Source organism: Edaphobacillus lindanitolerans (assembly GCF_900156305.1).
GTDB lineage: Bacteria > Bacillota > Bacilli > Bacillales_A > Planococcaceae > Bhargavaea > Bhargavaea lindanitolerans.
Map to the genome: position 1 here is coordinate 66586 of NZ_FTPL01000002.1, position 20408 is coordinate 86993.

At 54.8% G+C, this 20408-nt stretch carries 14 protein-coding genes; 9 read left to right on the forward strand and 5 right to left on the reverse strand.

Going from position 1 to position 20408, the window contains the following annotated elements:
• Positions 1 to 272: 272 nt before the first annotated feature.
• Entirely contained in the window at positions 273 to 2003 is a 1731-nt protein-coding gene (locus tag B0B07_RS06435) for an ABC transporter ATP-binding protein (RefSeq protein WP_076757592.1), read from the reverse strand.
• 176 nt (positions 2004 to 2179) lie between these two features.
• Between B0B07_RS06435 and B0B07_RS06440 the strand changes: the two genes are divergently transcribed.
• From B0B07_RS06440 to B0B07_RS06475, 8 genes are all read left to right on the forward strand, one after another.
• The gene (locus tag B0B07_RS06440; RefSeq protein ID WP_084186593.1) at positions 2180 to 2812 is read left to right on the forward strand and encodes a GGDEF domain-containing protein; all 633 of its coding nucleotides are present in this window, start codon (positions 2180 to 2182) and stop codon (positions 2810 to 2812) included.
• An 83-nt stretch (positions 2813 to 2895) separates the two neighbouring features.
• Complete coding sequence (gene rlmN / locus B0B07_RS06445; protein ID WP_076757593.1) at positions 2896 to 3957, forward strand: dual-specificity RNA methyltransferase RlmN; 1062 nt, start codon at positions 2896 to 2898, stop codon at positions 3955 to 3957.
• A gap of 419 nt (positions 3958 to 4376) precedes the next feature.
• A complete protein-coding gene (gene adh / locus B0B07_RS06450) occupies positions 4377 to 5918 on the forward strand; it encodes an aldehyde dehydrogenase (protein WP_200805793.1) in 1542 nt (513 codons plus the stop codon).
• A 19-nt stretch (positions 5919 to 5937) separates the two neighbouring features.
• Entirely contained in the window at positions 5938 to 6294 is a 357-nt protein-coding gene (locus B0B07_RS06455) for a DUF779 domain-containing protein (RefSeq protein ID WP_076757594.1), read from the forward strand.
• 233 nt (positions 6295 to 6527) lie between these two features.
• On the forward strand, positions 6528 to 6989 hold the full coding sequence (locus tag B0B07_RS06460; protein WP_076757595.1) for an OsmC family protein: 462 nt from the start codon (positions 6528 to 6530) through the stop codon (positions 6987 to 6989).
• A gap of 176 nt (positions 6990 to 7165) precedes the next feature.
• The gene (locus B0B07_RS06465) at positions 7166 to 7633 is read left to right on the forward strand and encodes a DinB family protein (RefSeq protein ID WP_076757596.1); all 468 of its coding nucleotides are present in this window, start codon (positions 7166 to 7168) and stop codon (positions 7631 to 7633) included.
• Between the two features lie 180 nt (positions 7634 to 7813).
• Complete coding sequence (locus tag B0B07_RS06470) at positions 7814 to 8986, forward strand: exonuclease SbcCD subunit D (RefSeq protein WP_076757597.1); 1173 nt, start codon at positions 7814 to 7816, stop codon at positions 8984 to 8986.
• Positions 8983 to 12069, forward strand: coding sequence for an AAA family ATPase (locus B0B07_RS06475; RefSeq protein WP_076757598.1), 3087 nt, complete (start codon positions 8983 to 8985; stop codon positions 12067 to 12069). The genes B0B07_RS06470 and B0B07_RS06475 overlap by 4 nt, the downstream gene beginning before the upstream one ends.
• Positions 12070 to 12149: 80 nt before the next feature.
• On the opposite strand, the gene B0B07_RS06480 is transcribed toward B0B07_RS06475, so the two are convergent.
• Entirely contained in the window at positions 12150 to 14465 is a 2316-nt protein-coding gene (locus B0B07_RS06480) for a YhgE/Pip domain-containing protein (RefSeq protein WP_076757599.1), read from the reverse strand.
• A gap of 172 nt (positions 14466 to 14637) precedes the next feature.
• Here B0B07_RS06480 and B0B07_RS06485 point away from each other — a divergent pair, with 172 nt between their 5' ends.
• Positions 14638 to 15939, forward strand: coding sequence for a serine hydrolase domain-containing protein (locus B0B07_RS06485; RefSeq protein WP_076757600.1), 1302 nt, complete (start codon positions 14638 to 14640; stop codon positions 15937 to 15939).
• A 149-nt stretch (positions 15940 to 16088) separates the two neighbouring features.
• Here B0B07_RS06485 and B0B07_RS06490 read toward each other — a convergent pair whose 3' ends face one another.
• The 3 genes from B0B07_RS06490 to B0B07_RS06500 all read right to left on the reverse strand — a co-directional run bounded on the left by B0B07_RS06490 (position 16089) and on the right by B0B07_RS06500 (position 20169).
• The gene (locus B0B07_RS06490; protein WP_076758349.1) at positions 16089 to 17321 is read right to left on the reverse strand and encodes an MFS transporter; all 1233 of its coding nucleotides are present in this window, start codon (positions 17319 to 17321) and stop codon (positions 16089 to 16091) included.
• A gap of 531 nt (positions 17322 to 17852) precedes the next feature.
• Entirely contained in the window at positions 17853 to 18581 is a 729-nt protein-coding gene (locus B0B07_RS06495) for a PoNi-like cognate immunity protein (RefSeq protein WP_076757601.1), read from the reverse strand.
• Between the two features lie 19 nt (positions 18582 to 18600).
• The gene (locus B0B07_RS06500) at positions 18601 to 20169 is read right to left on the reverse strand and encodes a T7SS effector LXG polymorphic toxin (protein ID WP_234982320.1); all 1569 of its coding nucleotides are present in this window, start codon (positions 20167 to 20169) and stop codon (positions 18601 to 18603) included.
• Positions 20170 to 20408 lie beyond the last annotated feature (239 nt).

Genomic DNA, 20408 nt, shown 5'->3' on the forward strand with positions numbered 1-20408 from the left:
GAATTCCCTTTGCCCCGGCATTCTGCCGGCGGCTCTTTGCCGCGGTGTGATCCATCCACATGACAACTTAAGCAATGCAATCCCTGCCTGCTATTGCATCCTTGCGGCCCTGAAGCCGCGCCAGTGTGAATAAGTCCTCTCCGTACCATACGGATGGACGCCAATCTCGCCGATTCCGTTCTGAAACATTACATTCAATCAGTATACGGCGTTCCGTCCGTTTTGTAAAGAGATTTGATCCAGACCGATGTTGCTTCAATTCCGTCCGGTCCTCAAACCAGCTGTTGTTCGGCGTACCGACGGTAGACCGGATGGGTTTTGAGCAATTCCTTATGCTTGCCGATGCCGGTGACCCGGCCTTCCTCGATGAAGACGATCTTGTCTGCGTCGACGATCGTCGACAGACGGTGTGCAATCGCAAAAGTAGTCCGGCCTTCCATGAGCCGCGAGAGGGCTTCCTGGACCATCGCTTCCGAATGGCTGTCGAGGCTGGCCGTTGCCTCGTCCATCATGAGGATCAGCGGATCCCGGAGGAATGCCCGGGCGATGGCGATCCGCTGCCGCTGGCCTCCGGACAGTTTGATCCCGCGTTCCCCGATTTCTGTGTCCAGACCGTCCGGGAAGTCACGGATGAATCCGGCCGCATAGGCCATTTCTGCCGCAGCCCACAGCTTGCCGTCATCCGGCCGTCCCGTGCTGTCCATCCCGTAAAGCAGATTGTCGCGGATCGTTCCGGACATCATGGAACTGTCCTGTGCCACGTAACCGATCCGGCGCCGCCAGCTCTCAAGGGAGAGTTCGGAGATCGGGACATCACCGACGAGGATCATCCCGCTGTCAGGTTCATAAAAGCGCTCAAGCAAGGAAAACAGCGTCGATTTCCCGCCGCCGCTCGGTCCTGCAAAAGCAATCATCTCGCCGGGGTTGGCCGTGAAGCTGATCTCTTGGAGCACGGGTTCTTCAGCGCTGTAGGAAAAGCTCACCCGATCAAGCGTAACGGCCTTCCCGCCGATGTCCGCGCTTCCGCCTGTCTGTCCCGGTTCCGGTTCGAGACCGAGGATATGCGCGATCCGCTCCGTTGCGCCTTTCGCTTTCTGAAGTTGGGTGAAGAACATGGCGAACGAAGTGACCGGCATGATGATCTGGAACAGATAAAGCAGGAAGGCGACGAGCGTTCCGGTCGACATGGACCCGCTTGAAACCCGGATACCCCCATAGACGATGATGCAAACGATCACCGCCATGAGGACAAGGTTCATGAGCGGTCCGATCACGGAGATGATCTTCGCTTCCCTGAGGCCAAACTGCATGAGCCGGCCGATGCCGCCAAGACCCTTCTTTTCTTCGTCTGCTTCGGCATTCGATGCTTTCATGAGCCGGATCTCGCTGATCGTCTGCTGGATGCTTCCGCTGAAGGCAGCCGTCTCGTCCTGCATCCCGCGGGAGATTTTCGCCATCCTCTTGCCGAGCGGAATCATGATCAGGACAGTGACCGGAACCGAGATCAACATGACGAGGGTCATCTTCCAGTCCATGATGAGCAGGAGGGTGACGGCACCGATGATCGAGATGATCCCGCTCACAAACTGCGGGACATGATCGGAAATGAGTTCACGGACGATGCCGGTATCATTGACGATCCGGCTGACCGTCCCGCCGCTCGGCTCATTGTCGAAGTGGGACACCGGCAGCCGCAGAAGCTTTCGCCACATCCTGCCGCGAAGCTCGGCGACAACTTTTTGCCCCGAATAACTGAGCAGGAAGCTCGACAGGCCGCTGATGACCGCCTGCAGCAGAAACGCCGCAGCAATTCCGGCGATCAGCGGGGTGCTGAGCGAGGCGACGGAGAATCCGTCGACCAGATTGCGGGTGAGCAGCGGGATGGCCAGTGAGACGAGCGTCGTGATGAGGAACCCTGAAAGCCCGGCGGCCATCGCCGCTTTCGGGAACCGCGTCGACCTCAAAAGCTGGTAGAATGGTTGTTTTTCGTAGTTTTGATCCATGTCTTTAATCCTTTCTCACTGCCGGGTTTGTTTGCAGATGTCCGGAATGGATGGAAGCTGCGGCTTGAAAATTCAGAAGCATCCGCATTTCCCCTTCGTCCGACAAAAAGCCTTTGTATGCCTTTAAATATGCTATACTATTTGGCATTGTGAATCCAATAGGGGGACAGCAACCATTGGGGGTTAAAGGCAGACTGGCAGCAATTGTTGTCGTCATTCTTTTTAATTTGATGCGTTACTTCTACTATCACGTGCTGTGGAAAGTTCCATTCAGGCCAAGTTTTTTCATCCTGGCTGCGGTTTTCCTGGCCGTTGCATGGTTTGGCGGCTATCAGTATGACCGGGCCGAGTACATGGCGAGCCGGGATCCGCTGACCGGCGCATTCAACCGAAGGTCGCTCATCTCGCATTTCGGGAGACTGGCCGGACGCGGGAACAAGAAATTCGCCGTCATCCTTTTCGACCTGGATGACTTCAAGGAGATCAATGACCGGTTTGGACATGAAGCCGGAGATTCTGTTTTAAGGACATTTTCCGAGGATCTCCGGTCGTTCATCGGCGGGCGGGGGATCGTCGCGAGATGGGGCGGCGATGAATTCCTTGCGGTCATCCGGGATCCCGAGGGGAATTTCCGCGAACGATTCACCGACGAAATGATGAAGAGCATCCACTCGCTGTCATGCGAAGGCGGACGTTCGATCGGAGTTTCATTCGGGATGGCGGTTTATCCGGATGACGGACACGATTTGGAAACACTTGTGGATGCGGCGGACCGCTCCATGTACAGGGATAAGCTTGCAGGAAAATGAATCAGTCAAGGCTTATCACTTGTCGCTTCGGCCGTCTTCCTTTACGATAAAAACTGATATTTAATGGAATGAGGCAAAAACCAATGAAACAATCAATCTACGGGCTGACATTCGACGCTTTGCAGGAATGGATGTCGGCAAACGGACAGCAAAGGTTCCGAACCAAACAGGTGTGGGACTGGTTATATAAGAAACGCGTGAAATCATTTGATGAAATGAAGAACGTCAATAAAGAGTGCCGCCTTCTCCTTGAAGAGCAGTTTGATCTCCGGACGATGGATGTTGCCGTCAAGCAGGAGTCTTCGGACGGGACGGTCAAGTTTCTGTTCCGCCTTCAGGACGGCAATCTGATCGAGACGGTCCTCATGCATTTCAGCTACGGCCATTCCGTGTGCGTGACGACACAGGTCGGATGCAACATCGGCTGCAGCTTTTGTGCAAGCGGGCTCTTGCGCAAGAGCCGGGACTTGAAGGCGGGAGAGATCGTCGAGCAGATCATGAACGTCCAGGAATATCTCGACGGAATGGGCGAAGGGGCACGCGTGTCAAACATTGTCGTCATGGGGATTGGCGAGCCGTTCGACAACTACGACAATCTGATGGCCTTCCTCCGCATCGTGAATGACGGCGACGGCCTTTCCATCGGCGCCCGCCACATCACCGTGTCGACGAGCGGCCTTGTCAAAGGCATCCGGGCTTTCGCCGATGAAGACCTCCAGGTCAACCTGGCTCTTTCCATCCATGCGCCAAACAATGAGCTGCGTACCCGGATCATGAAGATCAACAAGGCATTCCCGCTTGAGCAGGTGATGGACGCGATCGACTACTTCCTTTCGAAAAAGAACCGACGGATCACATTCGAGTATATCCTGCTTGATGGAGTGAACGACCATGTCGAGGAAGCCGTGCAGCTTGCAAAGCTTCTGCAGAACAAGAAGCACCTCAGTTATGTGAACCTGATCCCGTACAATCCGGTCGATGAGCACGACCAATACAAACGCAGCTCGAAGGAATCCATCGATAAATTCGAGAAGGCGCTCAAGCAGAAAGGCATCCAATGCGGCGTCCGGCTCGAACACGGGACCGATATCGATGCCGCCTGCGGACAGCTGCGCAGCAAGCAGATCAAAAAATCCGTTTCCTGAAAAAGGGGATGGAAGGTCTCCGGGCACAGGCATCGGATTTCCTTCGTCCTCTCATAAAAAACCATCAAGAGTCATCACTGCTGTTTCTGCGGAGATGACTCTTTTTTGTTGTTGCTATGGGGATGAGGGTTGCCATCCTCGGCGGCAGCTAACTTTCCGCGTCCTTCCGTTTACCTGCCGGAGTCTGACCCTTCAGCGTTTATGGCTCGGAAGTCGGTTTTTATCATTTTGATATCTGAAAATATAGACTTATCGGTTCGCGTGAATAGATTGGCCCATTCGGAAGTATAGTCTTTTTAGGGCCGCGCCGGGCGGCTGCCCCTTGAACAAAAAATCAATCAAGGGTTGAAATGTTCCGTGCTTTCTGACAATATGTAGAGAGAGTCATATGAAAGCGCATCCAAAAAGGAGGAATGGAAATGGTAGAAGCGATGAAATCGCAAGTCTATTCGAATCCGAACACTGACGGTGCCAAGGTGAACTTCAAGGAACGCTATGACAACTATATCGGCGGACAGTGGGTCCCGCCGGCCAACGGTGATTATTTTGATAACGTCACACCGGTGACGGGGAAAGTCTTTACACAGATTGCGCGTTCGACGGAAGCGGACATTGAGAAGGCGATCGACGCTGCGCATGCAGCCAAGGATGCATGGGGAAAGACTTCCGTGGCCGAGCGGTCGAACATCCTCCTGAAGATTGCAGACCGGATTGAGGAAAACCTGGAGATGCTCGCCGTGGCGGAGACATGGGACAACGGTAAAGCCGTCCGCGAGACGCTGAATGCCGATCTCCCGCTCGCCATCGACCATTTCCGGTATTTCGCCGGTGCGCTGCGTTCGCAGGAAGGCGGCATCAGCCAGGTTGACGACAACACCGTCGCCTACCATTTCCATGAGCCGATCGGGGTCGTCGGCCAGATCATCCCTTGGAATTTCCCGCTGCTCATGGCGGTATGGAAGCTTGCTCCCGCGCTCGCGGCAGGCAATTGCGTCGTGCTGAAGCCGGCTGAACAGACTCCGGCCTCCATCATGGTGCTCGTCGAACTGATCGAGGACCTGCTGCCGGCCGGCGTCGTGAATGTCGTGAACGGATTCGGACTGGAAGCGGGCAAGCCGCTTGCGTCCAGCCCGCGCATCGGCAAAATCGCCTTCACAGGCGAGACGACTACGGGCCGGCTTATCATGCAATATGCGTCCCAGAATCTTATACCGGTGACGCTGGAGCTCGGCGGCAAGTCCCCGAACATCTTCTTTGAAGACATCTTTGAAGAGGACGATGCCTTCCTCGACAAGGCGGTCGAAGGATTCGTCATGTTCGCGCTCAACCAGGGTGAAGTGTGCACATGTCCTTCACGGGCACTCATCCAGGAATCGATCTATGACAAATTCATGGAACGGGCGCTCAAGCGGGTGGAGGCGATCAAGATCGGCAATCCGCTCGATCCCGAAGTCATGATGGGCGCCCAGGCATCCACTGAACAGATGGAAAAGATCCAGTCCTATCTGAAGATCGGCAAGGAAGAGGGGGCCGAGTGCCTGACTGGCGGTGAACGGAATCATCTTGAGGGGGATCTTGAGGACGGCTATTACATCAAGCCGACCGTTTTCAAGGGCAACAATAAAATGCGCATCTTCCAGGAAGAGATCTTCGGGCCTGTCGTGGCTGTCACGACATTCAAGGACAAGGAAGAGGCGCTCCAAATCGCGAACGACACGCTCTATGGCCTCGGGGCCGGCGTCTGGACGCGGGACATGAACACCGCCTACCGGTTCGGCCGCGGTATTCAGGCGGGCAGGGTCTGGACGAACTGCTACCACGCATATCCTGCGCATGCGGCGTTCGGAGGCTATAAGATGTCCGGCATCGGCCGCGAAAACCACCTGATGATGCTCAACCACTATCAGCAGACGAAAAACCTCCTCATCAGCTATGATGAGAACAAGCAAGGATTCTTCTGATCGGAAGGGAGGCAGCGCAATGGTCGAACGGGTCATTGCAACCGATGCGGCAATTGAGCTGATCGACATGCTGAAAGAAAAGCACGGACCGCTGATGTTCCACCAGTCCGGCGGCTGCTGTGACGGTTCTTCCCCGATGTGTTTTCCGGAGGGCGATCTCCTCATCGGCAAACAGGACGTTCTTCTCGGTGAGATCGGGGGCGCGAAATTCTATATGAACCAAAACCAGTATGATTACTGGAAACACACGCAGATCATCATCGACGTCGTCGACGGCAGGGGCGGCATGTTTTCTCTTGAAGGCGTGGAGGGAAAACGGTTTCTCTCCCGTTCCCGTGCCTTTTCCAAAGAAGAATCGGAAGCGCTCGGCATCTGAAGCGGCGTGTCCGAAAGCGGTTCTGTCCCTTTGGGGCAGGACCGCTTTTCATGTTGAGGCGAACAAACGCCGGCTTGATCTGCTGTACAAGTTCGGATAAGCGGGAATGCCGGCCCGGTTTAACGCAGCAGCACCGGACGCTTCACCGGGCAGGCATCCATGGGGTTTCACGGGTTGCCGTGGGGATTCTGCTGTTCTACCATGGACTTAACAGAACGGAAAGGAAGATGGACATGGCAGAACATTTATTTAAGCTGAAGGCGGACTGGCCGGGACTCCGGAACGACGTGGGGACCATCGAAGCGGGTAACCTGATGACGGAGATTTCCATCCCGCCTGAAATGGACGGCCCGGGAATCGGGACAAATCCGGATGAAATGTTGCTCGGGGCGGCTGCGACCTGCTACATCATCACATTGGCGGCGATGCTGGAACGGGCCGGCATCCGCAAGGAGTCGCTCCGGATGGTCTCCGAAGCAATCGTCGATGTGACGAACGGTGTGTTCACGTACAAGCGGATCACCCACCGTCCCGAACTCGTCCTGAAGAGCGATGCTGACGAAAGGTCGCTCGGACGGGCAAAGCGGCTCGCGGTTAAAGCCGAGGAGACCTGCATGATCAGCCGGGCGGTACGCGGGAATGTGGAAATCCGGCTGGAGGAGAACGTCACCGTGCATGGGCAGGAAGCTGAATGATCACCGGGGCGGAAGTCTTTTAAGATCGGCAACCGATAACTTCCCGAAACTTTCTAGGGGAACATGCTTTCGGGTCACGGAGAGATGTCTGGTATACTGAATCTATCAGAGACCGAGATCCGGAAATTCTGATTCAGGCGAATGGTATGGGTAACTGAAACAAAAAGGAGACCGATATGGACAATCATGATAAAGGGTCATTGTTGAAGGAATTTGGAAGCTGGCCTGAATTTGTGGACCGGATTGAACCGTCTGTCTGGCATCAGCCGGTCGGAGAAGGGAAATGGGCCGTCCGGGATGTGGTCAGTCATATTCTTCTTTGGGATCAATATTTTTATGAACGGGCAATTGAGCCGATAGCGGAAGGACGCCCATTGACGGTGAAGCAGCCGGATTTTGACTTGTTTAATCAGGAGGCGCGGAAATTTGCCGAGACGAAATCCGATCAAGAGCTCGCCGGGCTGGCAAAAGAGATTCGCCGGCGCATCATCATTGCCATCCAAGAGCAACCTGATGAGATTTTTAATAAGACCTACCGGAATGGACAGGGCCAGGCTTTCGTGACAAAGGATTACCTGAATGATTTTATCTGGCATGACCATCACCACATGAAGCAAGTATCCGATCTGGCCAACAGGGAATAGGCTGGCGGCCAGAGGCACGGGGACGGGCGGTGGGAAATGATGAGGGGCGGCCTGCCGCCCTTTCTTTATGGATTGTGATGAGAACGTCCATTCCTCTAGGCGGGTCTATCGGAGTGAATGAGAGTCGTTTATAATGAGAGAACAGGAAATTGTTATCAGAGAATGCAGGGAGGGTTATCCATGAAATTTTTTCATACTGCGGACTGGCATCTCGGCAAAATCGTCCAGGGGGTGCACATGACGGACGACCAGCGATTCGTCCTTGAACAGTTTATCGAGGCGGCCAGGCAGGAACGCCCGGATGCCATCATCATCGCAGGGGACTTGTACGACCGGGCCGTGCCGCCGACCGAGGCGGTGCGGCTGCTGGATGAGGTGCTGTCGGACATTGTACTCGGGCTTGAAATCCCGGTGATCGCCGTCGCAGGAAATCATGACAGCCCGAACCGTCTCCATTTTGGCAGCAGTTTCATGAGCCGGAAAGGCTACCATATTTCCGGTCTGCTTAGTAAGGGCAGGGGACCGGTCGTGCTGTCGGATGCCTCAGGAGAAGTGCATTTCCACTGCGTGCCGTTCGCCGACCCTTCCGTCGTCCGTTCGATCTATGAAGACCCTTCCGTCTCCGGACATGATGCGGCGATGGCCTGCATACTCGATGACGTTTGCGGACGTATGGACGAAGATGCCCGTCATGTGTTTGTCGGCCATGCATTCGTGACTCCGGGGGCCGAGCCGGAAGACAATACAAGCACTTCCGAGCGGCCGCTTTCCATCGGAGGTGCCGAGTATGTCGATGCCGGACGATTCCGGCAGTTCCACTACACTGCACTCGGCCACTTGCACCAGGCCCATCCGGCCGGATCCGAAACGGTCCGCTATTCCGGTTCGCCGTTGAAATACTCCATATCCGAGGAACATCACAGAAAGGGTTTCCTTGCCGTTGAGCTCGATGCGGACGGCGAGGTGACAGTGGAGCACCGTCCGCTGACACCGAGGCGGGATATGCGGACGGTCGAGGGCACCCTCCGGGAACTGCTGGAGATGGAACCATCTGAAGACTATATCTTCGTCCGGCTATTGGACCGTGCACCGGTCCTTTATCCGATGGAGCGGATCCGGACCGTTTTCCCGAATGCCCTTCATATCGAGCGGGCCCTGCCCGTCCACCAAGACCGCACAACCCGTCCGAAGGACAGCATGAGCCGGATGGATGACCTGGCGATGTTCCGTGCCTTCCACGAAGAAATCCAGGGTGAAGAACCCGATGAAGAGACGGAGAAGCTGTTCCGCGAGGTGCTCGATGATCTGCTCGGTGCCGAACGGGAAAGCGGGAAGGAGACGGTAAGGAAATGAAGCCGCTTGTTCTGAAAATGACCGCGTTCGGTCCATACAAACATTGTGAGACGATAGATTTCCGGGAACTTGACGGCCGGGGCCTGTTTGCCATATCGGGTCCGACCGGTTCAGGGAAAACGACCATCTTTGATGCCATCTGTTTCGCGCTTTACGGGAAGGCGAGCGGAGAGGAGCGCGATGACAAAAGCCTGCGCTCCGATTTTGCGGACGATGCGCTGCACACGGAAGTGGAGCTGCTGTTTGAGGCTGCCGGCGAACTCTACCGGATCATGCGGCGGATGCCTCATGTGAAGAAGGGGAATAAAAGTCCGACCGGAGACAGAATCGAACTGTTCCGGCTCCGTGACGGTCGGGAAGAGCCGGTCACCGACCGTCAGATGACGACCGAGGTGAATGCGAAAGCAGCCGAGCTGATCGGCTTCACACACGACCAGTTCAGCCAGATCGTCATGCTGCCGCAAGGGGAGTTCCGCAAACTCCTCACGTCCGACACGGATAATAAGGAAAAGATCTTCCGCAAAATCTTCCGGACCAAGCGGTACAAGGACATGGAAGCAATCCTGAAGGAAAAGCGGGACAGGCTTCAGGAAGAGTGGAAGGAAGCGGCCGGCCGGATCGCCTGGCAGGCCAAACATCTGAGGGAATCCCTGCCCGGGCTCAGCGAAGAACTGGCCGCCCAGCTTTCAGCCGAGCATCCCAACCCATCGGTGATCATCGAAGGGCTGCTGGCGGAACAGGAACGGATGGACGGCGTGAACCGGACACTCGGAGCAGAAGTCCGGCAGCTGGATGACAGGCTCCGGAAGCTCGGGACACGGCTGTCCGAAGCAAAAGCGGCAGCTTCCCTGTTCGACGAACGACAGGCGAAGAAAGCCGAGCTGAACGGACTGGAAGCGCGTGTCCCGAAAATGGAGGAAATCAAGACGCAAGTCAGGAAAGCGGGCGCGGCCGCACGCATTTTCCCGCTCGAGGAAAAGCTTCACGAGATCAGGCGGGAACTGGCGGACTCGGAAGAAAAATACCGTGCTGCCGGACAGGAAGCGGAACAATCACTCCGCCAAGAGAAACAGGCGGCTGCCGTCCTTGAAGAAGTGAATGCGAAAAATCACGAGTCGGACATCCGGAAACGGGAAGCGGACCGGCTGGAGGAAGCCCGTCCGCTCATTGGCCGGAAGGCTGACTCGGAGAGATCCTTATCTGTGATTCGGGAAACCCTGCAGCGGCTGGAGTCGGAGATCCGTTCCTCAAAGGCTGTTGCCGAACAACTCGAAGCAGAAGGCCAGTCCAGGCGGGAAGCCATCAAGGAACTGGACGATCAGCTGGAAGGCGAAGCGGAATGGCATGGCAGGCTGGGACGGCTGGAACGCGATTTGGAACTGCTGGAGTCGTTCGCCGAACTGAATGCCAAATCCGAAGCGGCCGTGTCGGAGGATCAGAGGGCCAACCGGCTGGCAGAAGCGGCGGAATGGCAGCTGGAACGGATCCGGCGGGAACGGCGCGACGGGCTTGCCGCCGAACTTGCGGGCCATCTTCACGACGGGATGCCGTGTCCGGTGTGCGGCAGCGCCGAACACCCGGCGCCGGCAGGCGGGCAGGGGAGGAATGAGGACCTGCCCGAACTGGAGGATGCGGAGAATGCGTGGAGAAAAGCCCGGACACAGAGCGCTGAAACGGCGGCAAACGTCAGATGGCTCACAGGGCAGAAGGAAACTTTGGCCCACTCCCTGAAAGAGAGGGGCATGGAGCCGGGTGAAGCCTCCATGCTGATCGGGCAGCGCCGCCAGGACGTGGTGGGTTGCCGGGAAAGGATCGAATGGGCCCGCAGGCAAAGAGAATTGCGCACAGTCCTTCTCGAGCAGCTTGCCGACAACGAACGGAAAACGGAGCACGTCCGTCAGCACCTTCTTGAAAAGATCGAACAGGAACAGAAACTGCTTCTCGAAAAGGCGTCGACTGAAGCGGCACTTGAAGAAATCACTTCCTCGATTCCGGGTGGTCTTCCTGATCTGAAGTCGCTGGACAGCCGTCTGTCCTGGCTCAAGAATGAGATCATGGAGCATGACCGGCGCAGAGCGGCGGCGGAAAAGGGAGCGCAGGATGCGTCGGACCGCCGAAAGCGCGCCGAGCAATTGCTTGAATTCAGTGCCGGACAGAAAGAAAAACACCGGAAGCGCACACTCGATGCGCAGGAGGCATTTGAACAGGCGGTCGGCCGGTCCGAGTTCGCGGATGAAGCAGAATACCGTGCCGCTCTTCTGTCTCATGGACGGCTTGAAGAACTGGAGGAAGAGGTCCGTTTGTTCGACCGGATGATCCATTCTGTCCGGGAACGGATCGCCGAGCTTAACCAATCGCTTCACGGGAAAGAACGTCCCGATCTTGAGCAGCTTTCCTTGGAAGAGAGTGCTTGCCGGACAGAATATGAATCGGCGAGGGAACAGCTCATCCGCTCACAGGCACTTTTGGAGACGGTCTCCAAAGGAATCGCCGGGATGCGGGAAGCCGCCGGTGAAGCGGAAGAAACCGAGCGGAGGAGAGGCAAGGTTTCGGCGATCTATGATCTGCTCCGCGGCCAGAACACGGACAAGCTCTCCTTTGAACGGTATCTACAGATCGAATATCTGGAACGGATCCTCGTGGCCGCGAACGAGCGGCTGAAGGAACTCTCAAACGGTCAGTACGAATTGATGAGAAGCGACCGGCAGGAAGCGAGAGGCAAGCAGAGCGGACTCGGCATTGATGTATACGACGCCTATACCGGGCAGGCAAGGGACGTAAAGACATTGTCCGGCGGAGAGAAGTTCAACGCATCCTTATCGCTTGCACTCGGCATGGCAGACGTGATCCAGGGATTCGGCGGCAATGTCCGGGTCGATACGATGTTCATCGATGAAGGCTTCGGCTCGCTTGATCCTGAATCTCTGCAAAAAGCGGTGGACGCGCTCATCGGGCTCCAGCAGACAGGCCGGATGGTCGGCGTCATCTCCCATGTCGGAGAACTGAAATCTGCGATGCCGGCCGTGCTGGAAGTATCCAAGTCGAAAGCCGGCCACAGCGCAACACGGTTCATCCTGAAATAACGCACAAAAAAGGAAGCATGGCGCCGTCTGGCTCCGTGCTTCCTTTTCATATACATGCTCAACGGCATCTGCAGGGACGGTCAATGGAACAGACCGGATTCCCTGGACTTCTTCATCAGCTTGTTCATGCTGTTTGTCAGTCTCGCCTTGAAGAACGAGCCGAACAGGATGAAGGCGACGGCAATCCCGAGCAGGATCGGCACATCGCGCATGACTCGGGCCTGTACGGCCCCGCCCGTCATTTCACGCATGAGGTCGATCGCGTAGGTGAACGGCAGGAACGGACTCAGTCCCCGGAAAAAGTCCGGAAGCAGGACGACCGGATACGTTCCCCCGGAACCGGCAATCTGGAGGACGAGCATGACGATCGCCATCGCCTTGCCGACGTCGCCGAACACGGAAACGAGCGTATAGACGATCGACATGAACACAAGACTGATGAATAGGCCCGATAACACAAAGCCGGCCGGTTCAGCGACCTCCACGCCGAGAACGAACAGATCCCCGAGTGTCACAACAAGTGCCTGCAGCAGGCCGATGGCCGAAAATGTGATGAGCCGTCCGAAGTAGACGGTTCTCGGATGGAAGGTCTCCTCCCTGTGGACGTCGGTTGACAGCAGGGAAATGAGGAGCAGGCAACCGACCCAGATGGACAGCACCGTATAAAACGGCGTCATGCCGGTCCCATAGTTTTTGATCGGGAATAATTTGTTCTCATGCAGCACAATCGGCTGCTGGAAGAAATCCCGTTCTGCTTCCGGGTTGTTCACCAGAAGGTCGATGATGTCATTGATATCCGTCTCGCCCTGGATTTCCCGGATGCGGTCCGCAAGCTCGGACACTTTCGTATACACATACGGATACTGATTGAGCACATCCTTGATGACGGTTTCGCCTTTTGCGAGGTCGCCGGCGGTGCTGTTCAATATCTTCTCCGCCTGGGGAATCGTATCCTGGATCCCTGTCAGCATGGTCTTTGCTTCCGTCAGTGTTTTCTTGGCACCGGCAATCTCCTTGTCGATCGTCGGTTTGATCGTGTCATGGTATTCCTTCGAATAACTGTCGATGCTCACGGACACATTCTGGGCAATCTTCTGGATGTCACTGAGCCAGCCTTTTGCTTGGTCCGCGTAGCCGGTGGCCGCTTCATCCACCGCACGGGCATTCGTCTGTGCCTCCTGGAGGAGTCCCTGCAGACGGTCGGTCGACTCGATGGCCTCGTCGATCCGTTTGCGGCGTTCAGGCAGGGTCGTATCCGGCTTCACTTCAGGAAGCTTCACGTCCGGAGCAACCGGACGCTCCGTCTGGCCGGACTCTCCGTTCTGATCCGTGCCTCCTGCTTGATCCCCGCCGGCTCCTGTATTCGGATTGACCGGGAGGGAAGGCGACGGATCCGGCGCCGCGGCCGCCATTTCTTTCAGTTTCCTCAGCTCGTCCCCGATGTTTGCGGTAGATTGGATGGCCTCTGTCATCCGGTCATCCAGCCGCTTTTTGGCTTCGTCCAGCTGGGTCGTATCGAGATCCGTATTCTGGATCTTCGTCAGCATGTCATTGACTTCCTTGGATACCCGGGAAGCCGTTTCGAGGTCTTTGTCGATTTTCGGGCTGATGGCGGCCAGCTGCTTCTCGGCATCATTGAGATAGCCGAGCGTCCTGTTGATCGTGCCGAGTCCTTCATTCGTCAGGCGCTTTGCCTCCGGCATCGCGTTTTGGGCCTTGGAAATCATGGCATCCGCGTTTTCCGCATCCCCATATGCCGATTGCAGCAGATCATGGACACCCGGCAGCTGCTCTTCTGCCATGAAGACATACTGCTCAAATTTCTCGATGTCCGGCAGATCCTGCTGTATTTCGAGGCCGATCTGATTAAACATGTCGAAGATGACGCGGTTCACGGTGGAAGTGAATTCGCTGCTCAGCTTCTGGACGACGGAGGTGGCACCTTTCTCGGTGATCTTGGGTGCGATGGAGTTGATCTTCTCGTTCACATAGTATTCCATCTCGGCCTTCTGCGGATTGCCGCTCACGACGGTCCCCAGCTTCTCGGAGAAGTCTTCCGGCACGATGATCGCCGCAAAGTATTTGCCGTTTGTCACCTCGTCCATCGCATCTTTTCGGTCTGTAAACTTCCAGTCGATGTTTTTGTTCTTCTTCAATGATTCGACAAGCTGCTTCCCGACGTCAATATGTTCGTCCCGGACATCGGCCCCGCGGTCCTCGTTGACGACGGCAACAGGCAGCCGGTCGGTCCGTCCATAGGGATCCCACGAGGCATAAATATTGAACCAGGCATAGAGCGACGGCAGGAACACGAGCCCGCCGACAAGGATCGCCGCTACCCAGTTTGTCCCGATATTCCGGAAGTCCGTCTTTGCAATCTTCCATGCATTTCTCATTGGCATCCCTTCTTCTCTGTCTTGGATTGGTCACTTCCTCATATTCTACCCTATATTCTCCCCCCATATCAGCTAAAAAACCGTTCCGGCACCCCATATAAACGGAACACGAAATAAAAGGAATTTTGTAAACTTGCGGCGAAAATCATAACGGACAGGGGGGAGAAGAACAATGGATCAGCATAAGATCAGAACGTTTGCAGAAGCTCAGAGAAAGACAGAGAGAAGCCCGGGACTCGCAGTCGCATTCATGGAAAACGGCGACCTGTATGAGGCCGGGACAGGTACAGTGCAAGCGGACGGCAGCCTTGAAGTGACGCCGGATACGATCTTCGGCACCGCTTCCGTCACGAAGTCATTCACGGCGCTCGCCGTCATGATCCTTCAGGCGGAAGGAAAACTTTCGGTCCGCGACCCGGTCGTTTCCCATCTTCCGGAGCTTGAGGCAGTGAAGGGGATCCGCCGTTCGGAAATCCGGCATCTGCTTTCCCATACGGCATCGCTCCCGCCGCTCGAACGAAAGGAAGAGATTGCATCGTTCCCTGAACACTTCGAATACCTGAAGTCGGCGGACTTCCTTCCGCTGGGAGAACCGGGGGAACGTCTCAGCTACAGCAATGATGCCTTTCTCCTTCTTGGGGCGGTCATCGGGTGGGTGTCCGGCATGGATTACCGGACGTTCATCCGGGAGCGGATCCTGGAGCCGGCCGGCATGACACGGACCACATTTGATCCGCCCGGGCAAGGGGAGGCCGGCAATGTCGCCGTCCAGTATGTGGAGGAAAACGGCCGGCTGAAGGCGGTGGACTGGCCGGTGCTCGGCAATTATGCCGTCGGAGGAGGAATCCGTTCGACGGTCCGTGACCTGATGAAGTACTTGCGGCTCTATGTCGACGAGGCCTACCGGGAGGAAGTGCTGGGTATCCGGTTGGACGTATCCGAGATGTGGAGGAACGTGCACCCGGTGAATCGCAGCACGGGCTACGGCTATGGGCTGTCTGCATCCCCCGGCTTCCACGGAACGCTTTTCATCCACCACGGCGGAAGCCAGCCCGGTGTCAGTTCCGCAGTGGGCTTTCTGCCTGAAAAGAACATGGCTGCGGTCGTTTTATCGAACAAATCGGATCTGGCTGCAGACCGCATTTTGCGCGGCATGCTGAACATCGGTCTCGGGTTTAAATCCGGGGAAGATCCGTTCCCTGAACCACAGTACGAAATGGATCCGGAAGATTTCTCCGCATTTGAAGGAATCTACCGGAATGACGAAGACCCTGACGGATTTGAAATCCGCTGCCATGACGATGGACCGGTTCTGGTTACACCGGCATCCATGGATGCCCTCAGGGCGAGCGGCCCCCGCACGCTCGTCAATATCCGGACCGGGAAGCCGGTTCAGTTCACATTCGATGAGCGGGGCGCAGAAAGTGCGTTCAGCGGGATGCGGATCTACTTCCGCGACGGGCAGAGGAACTGACCGCCTGCTCATCTTTTGAAGATTTCCGCTTCAGGCAGGGTACATACATAGAGCGCTCTGCCTGTAATAATGGACGGATACCGCCATTTGGGACCACACAAAAAGAGCCGCCACTCACTGAAGAGTGACGGCTCCTTTTTGTATTGGACTTAATTTTCCGGGACCGGCTCATAGCGCGACGGGTCCGGAACGAAATAGAGGACGATGCCGCCGATGATGAACAGGATGATGAGACTGAATACGCCTGCATTCGTGTTGCCGGTCATCTGTGCGGTTACACCGACGAGGAGCGGGCCCATGATGGAAGCAAATTTGCCGAAGATGTTATAGAAACCGAAGAATTCATTCGAGTTTTCTTTCGGCACGAGCCGTCCGAAGTAGGAGCGGCTGAGTGCCTGGATCCCGCCCTGTGAGGTTCCGACGAGCATGGCGAGAACCCAGAAGTCCAGGACACTGTCCATGAAATATGCATAAATGCAAACGACCGTGTAAACGGCAATGCCGACGTAAAGCAGCTGCTTCGTTCCGAACCGGTCGGCCAGCCGGCCGTACAGGAAGGAAAATGGGGCGGCGATCACCTGGGTCATGAACAGGATCAGAAGCAGGCTGGTCGAACCGATGCCGAGATCCGAACCGTAAGCAGTCGACATGGAAATGATCGTCCCGACGCCGTCGATGTAGAAGAAGTATGCAAGCAGGAACAGGAACAGTCCCCGATATTTTCTGATTTCCCGGAACGTCCCGGCGAGCCGGCGGAACGACTTGACGATCGGCTGTGCTTCCGGCTCGATGTAGAAGCGCTGCTTCACATGGCGGAACATCGGGATGGAGAAGACGATCCACCAGACGGCGGTGATCAAGAATGCCGCCCGGCTGGCGTTCGTCATCGACAGCGGAATCAGCTCGAATTGGGCGAGCATGATGATCGCGATCGAAAGGATGAACGGAATGCAGCTTCCGATATAGCCGATGCCGTAGCCGAACGCGGAAACCCGGTTCATCCGTTCCGAATCCGACACATCGGTCAGGAACGAGTCATAGAAGACATTCGCCCCTGTCGAGCCGAGTGCGGCGAACGTATAGACAATGAGCAGCATGAGCCAATTGTCCGCCGGAACAAACGCGAGAAATGCGGTTGACCCCGCGCCGAGGATGAAGAAGAACGTGAAGAACTTTTTCTTCATTCCTTTATAGTCGGCGATCGTGCCGAGGATCGGTCCGAGCATCGCCAGGATGAATGTGAAAATGGAAATCGTATATCCGAGATAAGCCGTCGAGTCAGCACCGCTGATTCCCGCGTCGGTCGCCGCCGCTTTATAAAACAGCGGGAACACGGCTGTCGTGATGATGATCGAATAAGCCGAGTTCGCCCAGTCGTACATCGCCCAGCTTTTCTCTTCTGTAGTCAGCCGGAGTTTCAACCTGATTCCCCCTCAGGATGGTGCGTGTTTTCCCCATTGTATCAAGTCGGGTCCGCGAAAAGGAGAAGTTTTTGAAATATTTCAGGGAGGGGCGGCTTGTTTCATCATAGGTTTCTTCGAAGTGGGGCCGGGTTTTCACTGAATTGGCAAGGAGTTTTTGTTAACCAGTCTCGAGTTTTCCTTAATCGGTCTTGAGTTTTCCCAAAGCGTTCCCGAGTTTTCCCGAATCGGCCCTGAGTTTCCTGACCGGGACTTCAGATTTTCCGGATGCCGGTTGAAGCAACCTCATCTGAATAAGGGGGCATACCGAGGACGGCGACCCCTTTTTGCAGGAAGGAGGAATTCTTGTCCGTGATGGTTTCCAGGTAGGCCAGTGCAGTTTACCATGGACAATTGGACGAATGACTTTGCGTTTAGCCCAAATCGTATAATACGTGGGGGTAGAAGGAGAGCGAAGTCATAGATCAGAATGCAGAAAAGAAGGCGCTGATGTCAGGCGCCTTCAGTTGTTTCCTTATAATGAACCATGTCATACGGGTAATAAGGGACATTCTTCAGGCTGCTGTCATCAAGTCCGAGGATCTTTGCAACGGCTCCACTTTCAAAACTCCAGTAGCCGCTGTAGATTGGATCAGGATGTTTATGGGAGTCATACCAACCGGAATCATTATGCCCAGTGTACCAATACTTTTCAAGGTAAATTTTCAAATTTTTCAACTGATCCTTTTTGTCTTGGTTACCGATAACTTCAGCCAATTTGGCGTAAGGACGATTGTAGAGAAGCTCACCCCGTAGATATTTATCTCCTTGACATTTCCCTTGGATCAGGAACTCCAGAAGACCATCCTGTACATTATATTTCCTCACGAGTCCAATCAGCCTGTCAAACTGGCCGTTTTCTATATCCAGCATGACTCCAATGGATAACATCCAGAGCATCCGTTCATAGTTTTCACCATTCCAAGATTTCTCCAAGACCTTGATAACGTCAGGGAAAAAATCTAAGACCTCATTAATTGGGCGGCCAGCGGAATAGAGCGCCTTCAACTTTGCGAAGTGGTAACCGGTCAATATGATGTAACCGACCCGCACTCCCTTATCATGTTCACCTCTTTGCTGTATGACCATCTCTATTCCTTTAGAATACCTTTCAATCCTAGCAGTTTCATCTCGAATAAATTTCTCGAAATAAAGGTCGTCTTTTAAAAAGTCCCTTGTCATAGTGATTCTCCTTATAGTCTTAATCAATTATCTTTTGGTGTACTTTTCCGTCAGGTTTTATACGAAGTAAATTCTTTTGTACATTATTAGGATTAAACAGACTTTCATATGCTATCTCATCGGCCTTCTCTATGCCGACTGCTTTATTCAGACGTTCTGTATCAAACACCCAATCATCGCTCATTTGTTTGATCTCTCTTTTCGGATCCTTGATAGTGGCTTTGCCGAGTCTCGATGTATTATATTTCGCCTCAGCAATAATAAACTTAGGCGGAGGAGTGGAATTCTCATAAACACCATCGATACCCTTAGCAATCTTTTGATCAAGTTTAGTCACACGGTCCAGGCTGATTCGTTGATACCCCTGACTCTCATAATGCACATCCATCTTCATCTCGCCGTAGTTTCCTTTTTGCTGGTTGTTTTTCAGTTTGGTCTTACCAGACTCTACAGATTTTATTGCATTGCGCTGCTGGATTTGTGCGACCTCAGTCGCGGTGTAGTGGCGTTTGCCTTTAAGCGCCGCATTGTTGGCAGTGTCGGCCTTGAACCACTTGGCGACCGGTGATTTCCGGATCAGTTTAAATCCGAGATTCCCGGCTTTGACCCCTTTGCCCATAGGCGTCAGGCCGAGGATGGCGATTCCTTTTTGCAGGAAGGAGGAGTCCTTGTCCGTGATGGTTTCCAGGTCATCCAACAGGAGGAAATCGGCCGTTCCTTTGAGGGCATTAAGGAATCCGTTCCCGGTTTCCGGTTTTTCAGTGCTGCTTCCGGTTGCCGCGCCGGTGGCAGTCATCAGGGATTCAGCTGAACGACCCTTCAGTGGCGTGAAGCCGAGGTTGCTTCCATTGCTTCCATTGTACAAAACATTCTCGGGGTTCTCCATGGTCTCCATTCCGCTGACACTGTCGGTTGCGGAAGAGTGGTGTGCCAAATCCAATTGAAGGGGCGATCTGGCAGTCGATGCCGTCCATTGTTCGGCAGGGAAATCAATGTCCGTCAATCCCGCCCGGTACAAAGTTTCGATTTGAGTGATCCATTGTTCCATCGCTTGCAGCTGGTCTGACATGGGCGTCAGCCGGTTGGTCTGTGTTGCGTCAAACTCATTCAGATCAGCGACAGTGCGGTTTTTATCCCGCCTTGCATCCTGTATCCCTTCTTGAACCTGACTGTCGTCCAGGCGGGGGAGGCTGACGAGATCGGCCACGCTGTCCATGATCGAGTTGGCCTCGTTCGTCAAGTCACCGGAAATCCGGGAAATCTGATTCAGCCCATTCACCACTTCGCTTTCAATAAAGCCCTCATCTATGTATCCATCGGGAGCTGGCTCCAGCGCATCAATTGCGGATTCAAGTCTGGCTAATGTGCTGTGGAATTTCTCTTTGAACAAGAGAAAGTACTCGAGGAATGGCTGGTGGCATTCCTGATAAAACTTCCTGATGGCCTCTCCGCCGTGGCCTTTCAGTGCTTCGTCCAACCGCACCAATTCGTTTACGGACTCCATGATCAGCGCCATTTCACTCTCGAGCCGATCCAAAGTATCCTTATTGCGCCTGAGCCCCTCTTCAAACGGGGCGACGTCCAACACCTTCAATCCCCATCACCTTCTTTTGCAGAAATTCAAAGCGAAATCAATTACCAATAGTTTACCATCGGCTGAAGATGTAATCGCCATGACGTTTATCCTATTTTGCGGGAATAGGATTGTGTAGTTTCCGTCTTTAATGGGCGATTGATCATATATGGCAATGATTTAACTGCTTCGAATTGGTATTGCAATGACTCGCATCCGCTTCGTAACCACTTGCGCTCGGAAGGTAACCACTC

Excerpts from the sequence above, each read along its gene's own strand:
- B0B07_RS06495 (WP_076757601.1), bottom strand. The coding sequence starts at position 18,581 with ATGACAAGGGACTTTTTAAAAGACGACCTTTATTTCGAGAAATTTATT.
- B0B07_RS06465 (WP_076757596.1), top strand. The coding sequence starts at position 7,166 with ATGGACAATCATGATAAAGGGTCATTGTTGAAGGAATTTGGAAGCTGG.
- B0B07_RS06470 (WP_076757597.1), top strand. The coding sequence starts at position 7,814 with ATGAAATTTTTTCATACTGCGGACTGGCATCTCGGCAAAATCGTCCAG.
- rlmN (WP_076757593.1), top strand. The coding sequence starts at position 2,896 with ATGAAACAATCAATCTACGGGCTGACATTCGACGCTTTGCAGGAATGG.
- B0B07_RS06455 (WP_076757594.1), top strand. The coding sequence starts at position 5,938 with ATGGTCGAACGGGTCATTGCAACCGATGCGGCAATTGAGCTGATCGAC.
- B0B07_RS06475 (WP_076757598.1), top strand. The coding sequence starts at position 8,983 with ATGAAGCCGCTTGTTCTGAAAATGACCGCGTTCGGTCCATACAAACAT.
- B0B07_RS06485 (WP_076757600.1), top strand. The coding sequence starts at position 14,638 with ATGGATCAGCATAAGATCAGAACGTTTGCAGAAGCTCAGAGAAAGACA.
- B0B07_RS06435 (WP_076757592.1), bottom strand. The coding sequence starts at position 2,003 with ATGGATCAAAACTACGAAAAACAACCATTCTACCAGCTTTTGAGGTCG.
- B0B07_RS06490 (WP_076758349.1), bottom strand. The coding sequence starts at position 17,321 with ATGTACGACTGGGCGAACTCGGCTTATTCGATCATCATCACGACAGCC.
- adh (WP_200805793.1), top strand. The coding sequence starts at position 4,377 with ATGGTAGAAGCGATGAAATCGCAAGTCTATTCGAATCCGAACACTGAC.
- B0B07_RS06460 (WP_076757595.1), top strand. The coding sequence starts at position 6,528 with ATGGCAGAACATTTATTTAAGCTGAAGGCGGACTGGCCGGGACTCCGG.
- B0B07_RS06480 (WP_076757599.1), bottom strand. The coding sequence starts at position 14,465 with ATGAGAAATGCATGGAAGATTGCAAAGACGGACTTCCGGAATATCGGG.